Genomic DNA, 15,576 nt, shown 5'->3' with positions numbered 1-15,576 from the left:
CCAGAGAGACTGGTATGGTTAAAATCCTCATCGTCGAAGACGACAAAAATACTCGTGATGCGTTGCGCGATGGCTTGCAAAAGTCAGAGGAACGCAAGCTCTTTGCAGCAGAAACTGCCCGCGAGGCCTTAAAAATCCTCAGCGAAGAAGATATAGACTTGGTTATCACCGACCTGAAAATTCCAGACTCAGATGGGGTCAAGCTGCTGCGCGATATCAAAAAGCACGACCCTAACATTGTTGTTATTGTGATGACTGCATATGGCACCGTTGACTCGGCTGTGGAAGCAATGAAGCTTGGTGCGTATGATTACATTCAGAAGCCTTTTCGAATGGGTGATATTCGCCGCTTGGTCTCACGTGCGCTTGAGACGCGTCTGCTTTTGATGGAAAATGCAAAGTTGCGTCAGCAGCTCGGCGCAAAGTATCTGCCGAAAAATATCATTGGTTTCAGCCCTGTCTTTCGTGAGGTGCTGGATACAGTTGAGAAAGTTGCACCGTCCCGCGCCACGGTGTTGCTTTTGGGAGAAAGCGGTACGGGCAAGGAGGTGATTGCACGCGCTATTCACGAGATGAGCGGTCGGCGCGATAAGCCTTTCGTCAAGGTCAACTGTGGGGCGCTACCCGACTCACTTCTCGAGTCCGAATTATTTGGTTACGAGAAAGGTGCCTTTACTAACGCAATTAAGCAGAAGAAAGGTCGCTTCGAGCTGGCTCACGGCGGCACGATTTTCTTAGACGAAATTGCCGATATGCCCACACCTCTTCAAGTAAAGCTGCTGCGTGTGTTGCAAGATGGGGAGTTTGAGCGACTTGGTGGCGAGGAAACCATAAAGGTCGATGTGCGCATCATTGCCGCGACCAACAAGGATATTGAGAAAGAAATTGAGCAGGGTCGTTTTCGTGAAGATCTCTACTACAGGCTCAATGTGATTAAAATCAAGCTACCGCCTCTGCGACAACGTCAAGACGACATTATCCCCTTGGCGCAACACTTTTTGGAAAAGTATGCATTGCTTAACGCCAAGTCTATCAAGGGCATCTCACCTGAAGCGATGCGCCTTTTAGAAGGACATCACTGGCGTGGAAACGTTCGTGAATTGGAAAATGTGATTGAGCGCGCTACCGTACTCTGCTCTGGCGATATGATTCAAAAAGAACACCTGCCTGATTACATCACTGGACAAGAACACTCTAAGGTGGTTTCGTTCCGAATTGGCACAACCTTAGAAGAAATTGAGGAGGTGATGATTGCGCGCACATTAGAGGCGACCGGCGGTAGCAAAGAAGAAACTGCGCGCCTACTTGGTATCGGCGTCGCTACACTTTATCGCAAACTTAAAGACAACACTGAAGCGAATCAAACTTGAACATCTCGCTCTCACATTGGATTCAGCGCTTGGGATTGTTCCGCCCACCTGCGGTTCCAGAGTCTTGCCGCACGCTATTCTTCACAGAAATTGCAACGCTTAACTTCTCGCGTGCAGTTTTGCTTTCACTACTGCTGACAGTTGCTCACCTTTTTCTCATTCTACTGAATTTCTCAGAGCGATACCAGAATGGTGTCTGGCAGAACGCGGGCTATGAACGATTGGCATACCTGCACTTTACGCTCGTTGGCACACTTTCGCTGTTCCTTCTCGTTGCCTACTTTATTCGCCGCCGTCCTCGCGCCACACGCACACGCTATGCACTGAGCTTTGCTTTCGCTTTGTTTATGATGCTCTGGTGCGCAGCCCTAAGTAGCTCTGACCAAGAAATTCATGGGCAGATTACTGTCTATATCGTAGCCTTATTTGGCTTAGCTGCGGCACAGCTCTACCCGCTCTGGGAAAGCCTTGTGCTCTACATCGTGCCACATCTGGTGCTTCTTCTTGGCATCTCTCACTTCCAGTCTGATGCAGATACTGCGAGCGCGCATTATGTCAATAGCACTGTTTCAGCACTGGTGGCTTGGCTTATCTCACGTATGCTTTATGCAAACTGGGTAAAAGACTTTTATGCACGCGAAAAGGAAAAAATGCTCTTGCAGCAATTAGCCGAGCAAACTGAACAGCTTAGGGCTGAAAAAGCGCAAACTGACCGACTTTTGCGAGAACTCAGTGAAGCCAGTTGGGAACTGGCACTCACTAATGAATCGCTGCGAGAAGCCAACAAATTCAAGTCAGAAATTCTGGCAATTGCGGCACACGACCTCAAAAATCCGCTCCAGTCTATCATCGGATTTACCTCACTTATTGCTGAAAGTGAATCCCTCTCACACATCAAAGAAATGACTCAAATTATCCAGCGTAGCGCAGCGAGAATGGCCGCAATTATTCAAGAGGTCTTGGAAAGCGCTGCTGTAGAGAGCAATCTCTCTACGCTTAGCAAATCGCATACTGATTTTTCTGGTCTGGTCACGCACATTGTTAGTCGCTTCGCAGAACAAGCTCAGCTAAAGCAGCAGACACTTTACACTGACATTGCGCCGAATTGTTATGCAGAGGTGGACAGCCGACATATTCGGTCAGTGCTTGAAAATCTGCTCTCGAACGCTATCAAGTATTCGTACCACGGGGGGCGTATTTGGGTTTGTCTGGAGCAAAGAGACCACTTTGTGCCACAGCGTATGCAGGTCACTGAGCTTGCCGAGAGCCAAGCATCATCTCGCCCCTCCAGCACACTGCACATTCTACCTTCTGTGCCTGATACCCCATATCTTGTTTTCTCTGTGAAGGATGAGGGTCAAGGTCTCAGTGAAGAAGATATGGGAAAACTGTTTGGCAAGTTTCAACGGCTTTCTGCGTTGCCAACTGGCGGCGAGAACTCGACGGGACTCGGTCTATATCTTGCAAAGCAAATTGTCGAGGCACACGGCGGTTACATCTGGGCAGAATCCGCAGGTAGAGACAAGGGCGCCACGTTCTTCGTTGCCCTTCCTGCTTCACCTCCCCACAAGAAATGATGATATGCCTTTTGGCATAGCGCTGCCTTAACTTCGCTATATCTTCCTCACTTAGGTCTTCGGGAGTGAAGGTCACTCATGTGGCGCAGATACACGTTCTGATGTGCTCAGTCGCTCATGCGAGTGTTTTGCCTTCTTCTCAGATTTACCAATTTACACTGCATTGTTTTGGAAAACGCCCGCTTCGTTGTATATTTGCGCCCAACTTGATAACAAAATCGTCAAGTCGAAAACGCTTAACTAAAACAAAACAACCAACATAACCGGAGAATTTCCACAATGAAAACGCTTTTTTATTCTCTCCTCGCCCTGAGTCTTGTTGCCGTTATTGGCTGTGGCCCAAGCAAAGAAGAGCTTGCCAAGAAAGAGAAGCAGCGCATTGAAGACTCGCTCCGTCGTGCTGACTCACTTGCAAAAGTAGAAGCTGCACGCAAAGCAGCCGAAGAAGCTGCCAAGAAGAAGAACATCGTGGAAACCGCAGTAGCGGCTGGTTCTTTTACCAAGCTGGTTGAAGCCGTCAAAGCGGCTGGTCTGGACACTGTTCTTGCTGGTCCCGGTCCATTTACCGTTTTCGCTCCAACTGACGAAGCTTTCAGCAAGGTCAAGGATCTGGACAAGATTCTAAAAGACCAAAAGAAGCTGAAGGAGATTCTGACATACCATGTTGTTCCTGCCAAAGTGATGGCGGCTGATGTGAAACCCGGTAAGGTCAAGACCGTCAGCGGCAAGGAATTTGAAGTCAAGGTCGCAGACGGCAAGGTCACGGTCGACAATGCTAATGTTACCAAGACCGACATTGAGTGCACCAACGGAGTCATCCATGTGATTGATGCCGTGATTGTACCCAAAAAGTAATCGGCGTTAAGTTCAATGCGTTAGCCCTGACTCTTGTCAGGGCTTTTTTACTTTTTGCTGGCGTTGTTCTTTTACCTGTTCGAGCGATGTAGACCTTTTTCCAAAGAGAAATTTTGCAGTAGGGGGTAAAGTTACGGTAATTTTGCAGTAGGGGGTAAAGTTACGGTAGGTTTGCACACCACTTGCCCACTGAGATGCGCTTACTTAGCACTCTCTCTCTGTGCAACGCTATTGCTTCAATATATTGGTTTAGTGTCTAAGCGCTGGCGCAATGCGGTCAAAAGCTCCTGAAATGAGCGCGTTTCCGACCTCGGTTGATTTGCGTAGAGTGCTTGCTCCAGCAGCATTGCGTTGCGATGTGGATTTTCCTTGTTGAGTTTGTAGTGAATGACTGCTGACTCAATTGTTAGACGGAGCGATTCACGCGCAAATGGTTTTACCAGATACCGATACACTTGTCCTTCATTGATTAGCCGCACTGCAATTTTCGCATCTTTCATACTGGTCATTAGTACGGTTACCACTTCTGGCTGCACGGATTTTGCGGCAATAAGGAAATCTGCCCCATCGACATCATTAAGGCAAGCCTCACTCACCAGCACCGCAATTGGGAAGCGACGCAACATATCCAGCGCATCGTTTGGCGAATTGGTTGTGTGGCATACATACTTCGGCTCAAAGAACTCTTTGAAAGATTGCAGGTGCGAGGGGTTACTATCGACGAAGAGCAGCTCATATTCCGACTTCACCTGCTCTGGCTTTGAAAGTCCATATGAAAGCCCACTTGCAGGCACCTTTATTTTTTCCTTTGCAATTGAGCTACGCTGGCTGGCCACCATACAGGCAAACCGCACTGTTTCCTTGAGTTTTTCTGCCTGCCACGGCTTATTGATGTAGCGAAACACTTCGCCCACGTTGACTGAATCAATTACTGCTTGCAGGTCTGAGTAACCTGTCATTAAAATGCGAATTGCATTTGGGGCAATCTCTTTGGCCTGTCGCAAGAACTCAATGCCTGTCATCTGCGGCATTCGCTGGTCGCTGATGATGACCGAAATAGGATGCTGCTGCAATAGTTCTAAACCTTCTGTGCCACTCGTGGCAGTATGCACCACATAGTCTTCGCAAAAAAGGAGCGACAGCGAATGCAAAATCATTGGTTCGTCATCGACAAGCAAAAGGTGATGCTTTTGCATTTTACTTCAATGTTAGATGTTTGAAAAAACAGCCATTCACCTTACCCCAGTTGCTACTTGGTATAGGTGAAGTCTAGCACTTCACTAAGGTTTTGGATTACTCAACAAAGGGTGAGTCTGCAAAAGCAGGTCCTGCCAATGCACCTTTTTCGCTTGGTGCTTGCACCTGCATCGGGTTGACTGGCAACGTGATGGTGAATTCCGTGCCCACTCCCACTTTGCTCTGCACCTCAATCTTGCCTTTATGCTTTTCAATGATTTTGTAGGCAATGGACAGTCCTAAGCCTGTTCCTTGCCCGACTTCCTTTGTCGTAAAGAATGGCTCAAAGATGCGCTTGAGATTCTCTGGTGGAATGCCTTTGCCATTATCTGCTATCTTAATCACAACAGAATTACCTTGTGCCATCGTGCGAATCACAATGCGACCGTTGCGTTCATCGACGGCTTGCACCGCATTTGTGATAAGGTTAAGAAAGACTTGGTTGAGTTGCGCTGGATAGGCCATAATTTCAGGCAAGACACCGAATTCCTTGATAACCTGAATGCCACCCTTGAAGAGATGCCCTGCGATTTTGAGTGTAGATTCAATGTTTTCATTGACATTCGTTGGCTTAAAGCTTGCCTCATCAATGCGCGAGAAGTTTCTCAGGTTCAGAATCAAGTCTTGTATGCGGTCAATGCCCTCAATAGAGTTGCGGTATAGCATCGGCGCTTGTTCATAGACGCGGTTCTTGACCTTCTGTGAGAATTGGTCAATCTGTGCAAGCATCATTGCCACATCGTTAGGCGTGCCATACATAATTTGTGAGCGTAACTTGTCATACATTGCAATCAGCTCTCGCAGTTCTTGATGTTTGGCTTCTAAGAGCTCAAGGTTATTGCGCACAAAGCCAAGCGGTGTATTCATCTCGTGTGCCAAGCCTGCAACCATTTGACCGAGCGAACTCATCTTTTCTGCTTGAAGCATTTGCACTTCATTTTGACGTGCTTCCTCTTTGAGCTTAATCATCTCGGTAATGTCGCTGACAAAGGTTACTTTCTTGCGCTTGCCATCTGCTCCGATAATGCGTGCCGCATCAGCAAGAATGTAAATTGGACGACCGCTCTTGTGGCGCACTTCCCATTCACCCCGAATTTCTTTGTAACCGTCAAGGTATTTGCGATGCAAGTCTAGCCAGAAGTCTTTCTTTTCAGGCGGAACGATGATGGTGAAAGACTTGCCAATCATTTCTTGCGCGGTATAGCCATAGATTTCGCAGTAGGCTTGATTGGCGTATTCAATGATGCCGTCTTCATTGGTGATGACAATGCCAAGTGGTGTGGAGTCAATGATGGTGCGCAAGCGCTGTTCGCTCTGGCGCAAAGCTTCATCAGCCCCAACTGTCGTGAGCGCTGCGGGTGCACTGGACGGCGGCACACTGCCTTGACGCTCTGCTAATTTTTTCAGCCATTCATCATAGCTCATCGGTGGTAGCGTATTGCTGCTTGCAGGCGCTGCGGCGCTTTGCATTCCACTGCCTTGCGTAGCTTGATTTAGCAAGTGACTGGCATTTGCAATTTCTTGCGCAAACATCTGCGATGCCATCGGGGGCAAATGCCCAGATGCTTGCATTCTCATTAACATATCCAGCATCTCCATCTGCTCAACGGCCTTAAGCGCCTTCTTGAGCGACTTTTTGATTTTCTTGTAATCAATCATTGTTAGGGCTGTTTTAAGTTGGTGAAATGCATTGCTATGATAGCACTTTTTCAGGTGATTTTCGCCCTTAACTTGCCACACTTTGCTTCGTCAAAAGTCGTGCCAAGCAAGTATAGGGCTTAAAAAGGAGACGAAATCTGGCAGCCATCGCCCTCAAAAGTGGAGAAACTTTTTCGCTTCAATAGGAAGAGGTGGCGAAAATTACGCCTTTTCAGCAAAGGCTGGTTGGCTACTTTTCTGAAAATTTGGGTAATCCAGCCCGAAACGGTAGCGATAGTAGGCTTTGCATGCTGCAAAATTTAGCACGACCAGCAAAAGCAACGCTGGGAAGAACAGCGAGACCAGTAGCGTCAGCGCCAGCATTGCCAGCTTGACGGGAGCAAACACCTCTGTTGCATCACCCTGCCACATCACCTTCCAAAACGAGGGGAGCGCCACCAGCGCAGTTAATCCAATCGTTCCGATTACATACCCGTTCCATGTCAGCAGTGCAGTTAGCAACGCTAGCCCATCAAACACCCACGCAAGGCGCAGTGTGGTCTCCACGCCGTAGTGCACCGCCACGGTGCGCTTACCAAAAGCTTCATCGCCTTTTCGGTCAGGCAGCGTTACAAGTGCCGAGACTGCCGTATAGGCGAAGATGTGTGGTACTGACCAGAAGAGTATTTCCCAGAACGCACTGCCGCCACCTAATCCACTTTGTGGTATGGAATACGCACCTGCGATAAATGCAACGCCACCGCCTAAGCTATTCATCGCAAGCGAGATGATTGGGCGGTTCATCAATCCCAAAAATGAATAGCTTAGTCCTATTGCTGAGAGGGTCAGAGCTGAGTAGAAAAATTCGATCGACACCTGCCATGCCAACCACAGCGATAGCCCTACGAGCACTATTCCTTCACTCCACACCACTGGCATGGATACATAGCCATCAGCTAAGATAAAGAGCTTCCCGTTTGCCTTATCGCTCTCTTTGTCGACAATCTGGTTAAACAGGTAAATGTGCCCTGCGGTGAGTGTAATTGCTGCAGATGCCAGCCAAGGAAAATGTGCCGTGAAGAAAAAAGGGCTCTTTTGCGCAGTGATGTAGCCTGAAAAGTAGGTCGCCCAGAGTGGGAAAAATTGCGCTGGGCGCAGGAGAAACACATAGTCCAGCCAGTATAGCCAGCGCATAGTGGGAACTGCGTGTGGCCTCCCCATCTCCGTGGTTTTACCTAATTCCGCCTTCGTGGACAGCACTTTTCAGCCCTTATCGCGCTTTGCGCGCGGCTAAGTATTCGTCCAGCATTTTTTGTGCAAGCGCTTTAGAATGTGCGTCAAAATACGGATACACCTCAGGCGCTGCAAGACAGGCCTTGAGAGACTCGACTACTTCTCGCGCATTGCGTACTTGCATATACGCCTCGCCCAATTTCAGATTCACGAATACTTGATACTTCCCCAGCAACCTTGCTTCTAAGAGATAAAGAATTGCAGTGTTCACGGAAGGCTCTTCTGGCAGAGGCATATAGAACCAACGTGCAAACAGGCGCTTAATAGGCGGAACTTTCCCCAACTCGACACCTAATGCACCGTAGACCGTCAGCGCCAACGGATTCAGTGGGTCGGTGCGCAAAATATCGGCTAATTCCTTTTGGCACATATCTAATGTGAGCAAGGCTTCTGAGCGTGGCTGAAATTGAGTGCGTTCTAAACGCACTGCGCATTCTAAAGCACGTGAGGTTGCTGTCTTCCGCTGCTGGTGTGCTTTTTCAACTTCTCTCAGTGCTGCATCCAATTCTTGCTGGCGTGCACGTGGATTGTTCGGGTCTCGGAAGGAGCAGCAAAAGTAGAGTTCAGCTAAGGCTAAGCGACGCTCAAAGGCAAGTGAATCAGTTGGATTTTCTGAAATGAGTTGACTGAGCGAATCAATTTGCGCCTCCAGTGCAGGCACTTGTGCTTTCAGAAATGGCAATTGCCACAGAAGCACAACCCAGACGCATAGCCAGACTTTTTTCATTACGCTGCACGGTCAATTTTTTCAAAAAGTTCATCTGGGGTTCGGAAGAAAACGGGCAACGTTTCTGCAAAGGAGACGATGACTTTACCTGCTTCATCAATTACCACATATGCGCGCTGCGGTAGTCCCAACAATCCCAGTGCATCGTAGAGCTTATGCACAGTTTTGTCCTTATCGGCCAGAAGTGGAAATGGAAATGAAAACTTCTTTGCAAAGCTTTGATGTGATTCCACGCTATCGGTGCTAATGCCAAGCACCACAATGCCACGAGCTTGAAACTTCTCGTAGTTGTCACGGTAGTTGCAAAGCTGTGAGGTGCACACTGGCGTATTGTCGCCCGGGTAGAAAATTAGGGCAACTTTTTTTCCACGATACTGAGAGAGCGAATGCAAAGTGCCTGTTTCATCTGGTAAGGAAAAATCAGGTGCTTGTATGCCGACTGGAATCATTTCTGTGCAGTTTTGACTGTGTATTGCAACGCTCTGAGTCGTGATAAGACAAATAGCGTGCAACTTTCTGCTTCTCTACCTGTGCTGCGCTCCCAAAATTGCTTTACTCCAGCCCCATTAGGGATTTGCGCGCTTAGCTGAAAATGTCCTTTGCGCGTTCAAAGAAGCTCTTACCATTCTTATGTGGTGAAAAGGTCTCCGACTTTTGGAGTTGCCTTAGAAGTTCTCGGTCACTTGCCGAAAGCTTCGTTGGGATATGGATATTGATGCGCACCAGCTCATCTCCTCTGCCGGTTGCATTCAGGTGTCCGATTCCTCTGCCATAGAGCCGAATGATTTTGCCAGCCTCCGTGCCTGCTGGAATTTCAATTGTCTCTTTACCATCCAGTGTGGGTACTTCGACCCGTGTGCCCAAGACCGCATCAGGGAAACCAATGTAAAGGTCGTAGAGAATATCGTCGTTTTGCCGCGTGAAGTATTTGTGCGGTTGTTCTTCGATAATTACCAGCAGGTCTCCTGCCGGACCGCCACGAATCCCTGCATTGCCTTGTCCTCGCAATGGAATGTAGTTGCCATCAGCTACGCCAGCAGGGATATTGACCTTAATGGTTACTTCACCTTGCACACGTCCTTCGCCGTTGCAAACATTGCACTTGTCTCTAATGATGCGTCCTTCGCCTTGGCAGGTCGGGCAGGTAGTTACGCTGACAAACTGTCCAAACATTGTGCGAGAGACTTGCCGCACTTCACCTGTGCCATTGCAAGTTGGGCAAGTGTCATACTGACCATTTTTTGAACCTGTGCCATTGCAGGCGTCGCACTTTACCAACTTCTTAACCCGCAAGGTTTTTTCGACCCCATTAGCAATCTCCTCCAGCGTGAGCTTGAGTTTCAACTTTAAGTCAGAGCCAGGCATTCCTTGCGAGCGTCGACGCTGTGAGCGGGTTCGGCTGCCTCCACCAAACATTTCCTCAAATTGCGAACCGCCCGCAAAGCCGCCGAAAATGTCGCTAAAGGCGCTGAAAATGTCGCTATAATCGGCACGCCCAGCAAAAGGATTGCTTTCCGATGCCGCTGAGGTGCCTACGCCTGCATGACCAAACTGATCGTAGCGACGGCGTTTGTCTGCATCACTTAGCACTTCATAGGCTTCATTGATTTCTTTGAACTTCTCCTCCGCTGACTTGTCTCCGGGATTACGGTCTGGGTGATACTGCATCGCCAGCTTGCGATACGCTTTCTTAATTTCATCAAGGCTTGCATTGCGTTTCACACCCAAAACTTCGTAGTAATCTCGCTTCATAGCTCCCCTTACAAGTTGAGTTATTCAATCGGTTTAGCGACCACCACTTTCGCATGGCGAATAACTTCATCGTGCATCAAATACCCCGGTTCAAATTCTTCGACAATCGTATCAGGCTCCACGTCCGCCTTAGGCATTTGCGTCAGTGCCTCATGGAAATTATGGTCAAATTTCTTGCCTAAGGTTTCCATTCGCTTCACCTGACGTGCCTCTAAGGTCTTCATTAGCTTCTGGTGTACAAGCCTGACACCCTCGACATACACCTTTGCATCAGGATTGTTGGCAAGAAACTTTTCCGCGTTGGAAATTACCCGTTCCAAATCGTCAATGATAGGCAAGATTTGCTTGATGAGGTTCTTATCTGCAAACTTGATGAGTGCAGCCATTTCGCGTTCCTTCTGACGGCGAAAATTTTCAAATTCAGCCGCTTTACGCAACAGAAGGTCTTTATACTGGTCACGTTCTGCTTCAGTGGCTGCCAGTCGCTCCTCCAGCGAGGGTTCTGCCTTTACAGGTTCTGCTGTACTTTCACTGCTAGCCCCCGCTGCTGGTTCTGCTGCACTTGCAGCTACCTCAGCGGCTGTGCTGGATTCAGCTTGTGCCGTGCTTGGTTCAGCTTGTGCGGCAACTGATTCCTGTTTGCTTTCTTTTGTGTCCTCTTGCGACTTTAGCTCTTCTTGCCTAATGTCTTCAGCCATCATTTCCCTCAAAAGTTAAGTTTTGATTTCACTTATTTTTGCACTACATCTGGCTTAGCGTTGCCGAGAGCCGCTTAGCCATATAGTCAATGACGCGCACAATTTTGCTGTAATCCATTCTAGTCGGCCCAATGACGCCTACGGTGCCGACCGTGCTTCCGACTTCATAGCGCGCCGTAATAATGCTGCAATCCTTCATCTTACTGTCTTGATTTTCTTTGCCAATGCGAATGCTCACGCCCTCAATTTTGCTGCTGGTATCGTTTGCCATGCTATCCTCGAGCAAGTGCACAATGACATCTTCATTTTCAATGAGTTCAATAATGCCGCGAATTTTCTCACGGTTTTCGAACTCTGGATACGCCAAGATGTTCTCAGTGCCTGCCACATGGATGCGCTCGGTGTCTGGCTGACTGTCAAACAGCCGCTCAGCAGAGTCAATGAAGACCCGAATCAATCCCGTGTCATCTTGACAGTCAGCGACTCGCTCGGAGAAGGTGTGCCGAATTTCTTCCAATGTCAGTCCCGATAGCCGCTCGTTGAGCGTGCGTGAGAGTTCCTCGAGCTTTGCGCGCGGCACTTCGGAACGCACTTCCAGCACGATAGTTTTTACGAGCCCCGCTTGAATGGAAATGACCACCATAATTTTGTTCGAGGAGAGCGGGACAATTTCTAGCTTTTCAAAAATTCCTTTCGAGAGTTTTGGCGAGAGCACAATACCAATCTGGCGAGAGATTTTGCTCAGGATCCGTGACGCTTCGCGCAGCACATCTTCGGAGCCTTGTGAGTTTGCCACAATTTGCTCAATGTTTTGGTCTATTTTGGCGCGCTCGCCTTGCGAGAGCGTGCCCACACGCATCATTGAGCTGACATAAAAGCGATAGCCTTTGTCCGTCGGCACGCGCCCTGCAGAGGTATGCGGATGCGTGATGTAGCCTTCCTCTTCCAAATCCGCCATCACATTGCGAATGGTTGCATCCGACAGCCCTAAGTCAGAGCGCTTTGCCAGAAAGCGCGAGCCTACTGGCGTCGCAGTCAGAATAAAGTTTTGGATAATCAAGCCGAGGACTTCTTTTTCGCGTTCAGTCAGTTCTCGTGCCATACTTCCAAATCCGTTTTACGAACAAAATTTATGCCGCTTTCAGCGGGCTTACCCGTTAGGAAACTTTGTCAGAGATGTCGGACGTTTCCGTCCGTAGCGCCCTGAAAAATCGTCATAATTACTGCAAATTTACAAAAATTATACGGCGGACTTTTGGTTTTCGCTTCACCCCCGAGGCAGCAAGGCAGTTTCCGTGCAGTTGGTTTCTTGCTGCCTTACTGGCGCTAAGCCTGCCTCGCCCTTCGCTTTTGCTTGTGCCCTCTGCCTTAGGGGTAGAGTGAGGGTTTTAGCCGACCCAGCACCCCTGCATTTTATTTGCTGCCTGCTATTCTGTATTTTGCGCTACCTTGTTCAACCTAATCACCATCATCAATGCCCAAAAACCTCGCTTTCCTGCGTCAGTGCACTTTTGCTCTGTTTCTTTCTTTCTCTCTGTACACGACTACAGCATTAGCGGGTACTCCTCCGCCTTTGCGCCTTGCTGCCGGTGGTGGCGACTGGTTGATTGCTGCTCAACCCGGCATTGTGTTTAGCCCTTACACCGGCTTTATTTTCCATAGCCAGCTCACATATGGTATCTCTGACTTTATCAACATCAATGGACGTTTTGGAGCAGGAGCGCAGCCTTATCGGCTCTATGGTGGCGGCGATGTGCGTTTCGGTATCTATCGCTCTGCGTCCATTCGCCTTGACCTCTACGCTGGCGGTCATGCTGGTGGATTTGGGGCCGGCTTCGACGCTGGCGCAATGATTAGCGGACGGCTCGGCATTGTCGGCTTGATGGCGGGTCTCAACCTCGACTTCGTGGTTGAAAACAATGCCAATGCAGTGCCAGTTAATTTGGTCCTGGGTTTTGATTTTGCAGTCGCAAGAAATCTTTACTTCACTGTGACGGGCGAAATTAACCTTAATCAGTCTATTAACGGTATCAGCGGCGGATTGGTTTTTGTGCTATAACTCTGCTAACTTCTTGCAGTGGCTCTGCCTTGCCCTCTCGGGTTACTGTGCAGGGCTGTTTTTATCCAAAGTTCTATGTACGCATCGCCACATTTCGCCGGATCAAACCGACAAAGGTTGTTCCAGCATATCCAATATGGATTTACTGACATCAAAACCGTTGCGCTATGCACTATGATGATACTGACTGCTTACTATGATGTGGCTGCGCAACGCAACCCTGCTTTGCAAAAACTACTGACTCACCAAGCTACGCTGGATTCGTTTTACTCCGATAAGCCAATGGGCTGCACTGTTGCAGACGGTCGAACCACCTTTCGGCTCTTTGCCCCGCGTGCCACTGAAGTCAAGCTGGTGCTCTATGAACACCACAACAGCAAGACCGGTGAGGAGTTTTTGATGCAGTGCGATGAACAAGGTGTTTGGGAATACACGATTCAGGGTGAGCTATATGGTAAGTTTTATGGCTATCGCATCTCTGGTCCAGCGGGCAAGGGTGAAATGTTTAACCCTGACATTGTCATTGCTGACCCCTACTCGAAAGCCGTTTCCACTCGTAACAATTTTCGTCGCTATCCTGCTCGCACGCTCATTGCTGACTTGCGTTATGATTGGGAAGGCGACACTTGGGTTACTCCCGTTGACCACACCTCACTTATCATTTACGAAGCCCATGTGCGAGACCTGACCGCACATCCTTCATCCGGTGTGGTTGCCAAAGGCACTTACGCTGGCTTGGTCGAGCCGAATCGGCGTGGGGGTCTGAGCCACCTTAAAGCACTGGGTATCAATGCACTGGAACTTTTGCCTGTTCAAAGTTTCGGCACGATTGAGCTGCCCTACCACGATAGCAGCGTTACTAAACTTGGCTACCCAGTCAATACTTGGAATCCTTATGCCCGAAACCACTGGGGCTATATGACCAGTTACTTCTTTGCTCCTGAGGCTTACTACTCACGCGGGTGCTCTGTGATTCCTGAGGCCTTCAACGGTATGGACGCCAATCCTGTGCGCGAGTTCAAGGATATGGTCAAAGCACTGCACAGGGAAAAGATTGCGGTCATTCTCGATGTGGTTTTCAATCACGTCTCGCAGTATGACTACAACCCGTTCAAATACATTGATAAGTTTTACTACTTCCGCTTGGACTCAGAGGGGAATTTCCTCTCTATGTCAGGCTGCGGCAATGACTTCAAGACGGAGCGCCCGATGGCACGCAAGCTGATTCTCGATTGCATTCGGTATTGGATGACGGAGTATCACATTGACGGTTTTCGCTTCGACCTTGCCGCCATGATTGACGACGAGACGCGCCACCAGATTGCGATTGAAGCACGCAAAATCAATCCTAATGTGATTTTGATTGCTGAACCGTGGGGTGGTGGCAAGTATGAACCGCATCGCTTCAGCGACATTGGCTGGGCTGCATGGAACGACCAGATTCGCAATGGCTTCAAGGGTCAAAATCCCGACAACGGACTTGGCTTCATATTCGGTAAGTTTCAAGGACAAAACACCCCTCTTACGCTGCGCAACTATGTCGTGGGCACTTTGCGCGAGTTTGGCGGCTTATTTCACAAAGCCTCGCATAGCGTAAACTACTTAGAGTCGCACGACGACTATACGCTTGGGGACTTCATTCGGCTCGGACTGCACGAAGTTGGACACGATACCCGCATTACCGACCGAGCCGCACACGCTAAACTTTCAGCTCGAGCACTGGCGCTTAACAAGTTCGCTGCTCTTTTGCTTTTCACTGCACAAGGTATAACGATGATCCACGAGGGGCAAGAATACGCTCGCAGCAAAGTGATTGCTCCGACGGATGCCCCTGACCCGAACATAGGCAAGATAGACCACAACAGCTACGAAAAAGACAACGAGACAAACTACCTCAACTATGACCATATTGCGCTCAATCAAGAGCTGGTCAATTATTACAAAGGTCTAATTGCCCTGCGCAAAGCGTATCCGATTTTCCACAGCGCACCTTACTATGCTGTTGAATTTCTTGACCTTGCTGACCCTCTGGTGCTCGCCTTTCGCTTGCGGCACCGCATTTTTGCCGATGCAATGCGGCAGAGAAATACGGAACCATACCGCAGCTACGCAGAGCAGGCAAAAAATGATTTTATCGTCGTGTGTAATGCACACCCCAACCGTGTGGTAGAATTCAGTGTCCCCAAAGGGCAGTGGGTTATGGTCGCAAACGAAAAGAGCATCACCCTTGAAAACCCGCATCAAGCCGCTGGAAAGTTGTATATTCCACCATCGTCTGGCATTATCTTGATGGAAAAAGGCACCGATGGGCCAAGCCAGTGACAATTTGCCCAGTGCGCAGCGAGCGCAGATGCAAGTCAGTGTCCGTACG

General features: G+C 49.0%; 13 protein-coding genes. 5 read left to right on the top strand and 8 right to left on the bottom strand.

Annotated features, from left to right (window positions below; all coding sequences use genetic code 11):
• The first annotated feature begins 14 nt into the window (after positions 1 to 14).
• The 3 genes from NZM05_09805 (at position 15) to NZM05_09795 (ending at position 3,802) form a co-directional block, all read left to right on the top strand.
• Positions 15 to 1,370 carry a sigma-54 dependent transcriptional regulator gene (locus tag NZM05_09805; protein ID MCS7013907.1) on the top strand — a complete coding sequence of 452 codons (1,356 nt, stop codon included), beginning with the start codon at positions 15 to 17 and terminating at the stop codon, positions 1,368 to 1,370.
• Positions 1,367 to 2,947, top strand: a complete 1,581-nt coding sequence (locus NZM05_09800; protein MCS7013906.1) for a HAMP domain-containing histidine kinase — start codon at positions 1,367 to 1,369, stop codon at positions 2,945 to 2,947. The genes NZM05_09805 and NZM05_09800 overlap by 4 nt, the downstream gene beginning before the upstream one ends.
• Before the next feature lie 279 nt (positions 2,948 to 3,226).
• Complete coding sequence (locus NZM05_09795) at positions 3,227 to 3,802, top strand: fasciclin domain-containing protein (protein MCS7013905.1); 576 nt, start codon at positions 3,227 to 3,229, stop codon at positions 3,800 to 3,802.
• 236 nt (positions 3,803 to 4,038) lie between these two features.
• Here the strand turns inward: NZM05_09795 and NZM05_09790 are convergent, their stop codons facing one another.
• The 8 genes from NZM05_09790 to hrcA form a co-directional block, all read right to left on the bottom strand.
• The gene (locus NZM05_09790) at positions 4,039 to 4,998 is read right to left on the bottom strand and encodes a response regulator (protein MCS7013904.1); all 960 of its coding nucleotides are present in this window, start codon (positions 4,996 to 4,998) and stop codon (positions 4,039 to 4,041) included.
• 97 nt (positions 4,999 to 5,095) lie between these two features.
• Positions 5,096 to 6,778 (bottom strand): ATP-binding protein, encoded by a 1,683-nt coding sequence (locus NZM05_09785; GenBank protein MCS7013903.1) that lies wholly within the window; start codon positions 6,776 to 6,778, stop codon positions 5,096 to 5,098.
• 120 nt (positions 6,779 to 6,898) lie between these two features.
• On the bottom strand, positions 6,899 to 7,870 hold the full coding sequence (locus NZM05_09780) for a UbiA family prenyltransferase (GenBank protein ID MCS7013902.1): 972 nt from the start codon (positions 7,868 to 7,870) through the stop codon (positions 6,899 to 6,901).
• Positions 7,871 to 7,946: 76 nt separating this feature from the next.
• A complete protein-coding gene (locus tag NZM05_09775) occupies positions 7,947 to 8,696 on the bottom strand; it encodes a hypothetical protein (GenBank protein MCS7013901.1) in 750 nt (249 codons plus the stop codon).
• On the bottom strand, positions 8,696 to 9,145 hold the full coding sequence (locus NZM05_09770; GenBank protein ID MCS7013900.1) for a peroxiredoxin: 450 nt from the start codon (positions 9,143 to 9,145) through the stop codon (positions 8,696 to 8,698). The genes NZM05_09775 and NZM05_09770 overlap by 1 nt, the downstream gene beginning before the upstream one ends.
• 133 nt (positions 9,146 to 9,278) lie before the next feature.
• Complete coding sequence (gene dnaJ / locus NZM05_09765; protein ID MCS7013899.1) at positions 9,279 to 10,448, bottom strand: molecular chaperone DnaJ; 1,170 nt, start codon at positions 10,446 to 10,448, stop codon at positions 9,279 to 9,281.
• A gap of 20 nt (positions 10,449 to 10,468) precedes the next feature.
• Positions 10,469 to 11,149 carry a nucleotide exchange factor GrpE gene (locus NZM05_09760; GenBank protein ID MCS7013898.1) on the bottom strand — a complete coding sequence of 227 codons (681 nt, stop codon included), beginning with the start codon at positions 11,147 to 11,149 and terminating at the stop codon, positions 10,469 to 10,471.
• A gap of 40 nt (positions 11,150 to 11,189) precedes the next feature.
• Entirely contained in the window at positions 11,190 to 12,248 is a 1,059-nt protein-coding gene (hrcA, locus tag NZM05_09755; protein MCS7013897.1) for a heat-inducible transcriptional repressor HrcA, read from the bottom strand.
• Positions 12,249 to 12,620: 372 nt separating this feature from the next.
• Here hrcA and NZM05_09750 point away from each other — a divergent pair, with 372 nt between their 5' ends.
• On the top strand, positions 12,621 to 13,205 hold the full coding sequence (locus NZM05_09750) for a hypothetical protein (GenBank protein ID MCS7013896.1): 585 nt from the start codon (positions 12,621 to 12,623) through the stop codon (positions 13,203 to 13,205).
• A 174-nt stretch (positions 13,206 to 13,379) separates the two neighbouring features.
• Positions 13,380 to 15,527, top strand: coding sequence for an alpha-amylase family glycosyl hydrolase (locus tag NZM05_09745; GenBank protein ID MCS7013895.1), 2,148 nt, complete (start codon positions 13,380 to 13,382; stop codon positions 15,525 to 15,527).
• Positions 15,528 to 15,576: the final 49 nt, after the last annotated feature.

Source organism: Chloroherpetonaceae bacterium (assembly GCA_025056565.1).
Taxonomy (GTDB): domain Bacteria; phylum Bacteroidota; class Chlorobiia; order Chlorobiales; family Thermochlorobacteraceae; genus Thermochlorobacter.
This window is presented reverse-complemented; position numbering and strand designations above follow the sequence as displayed.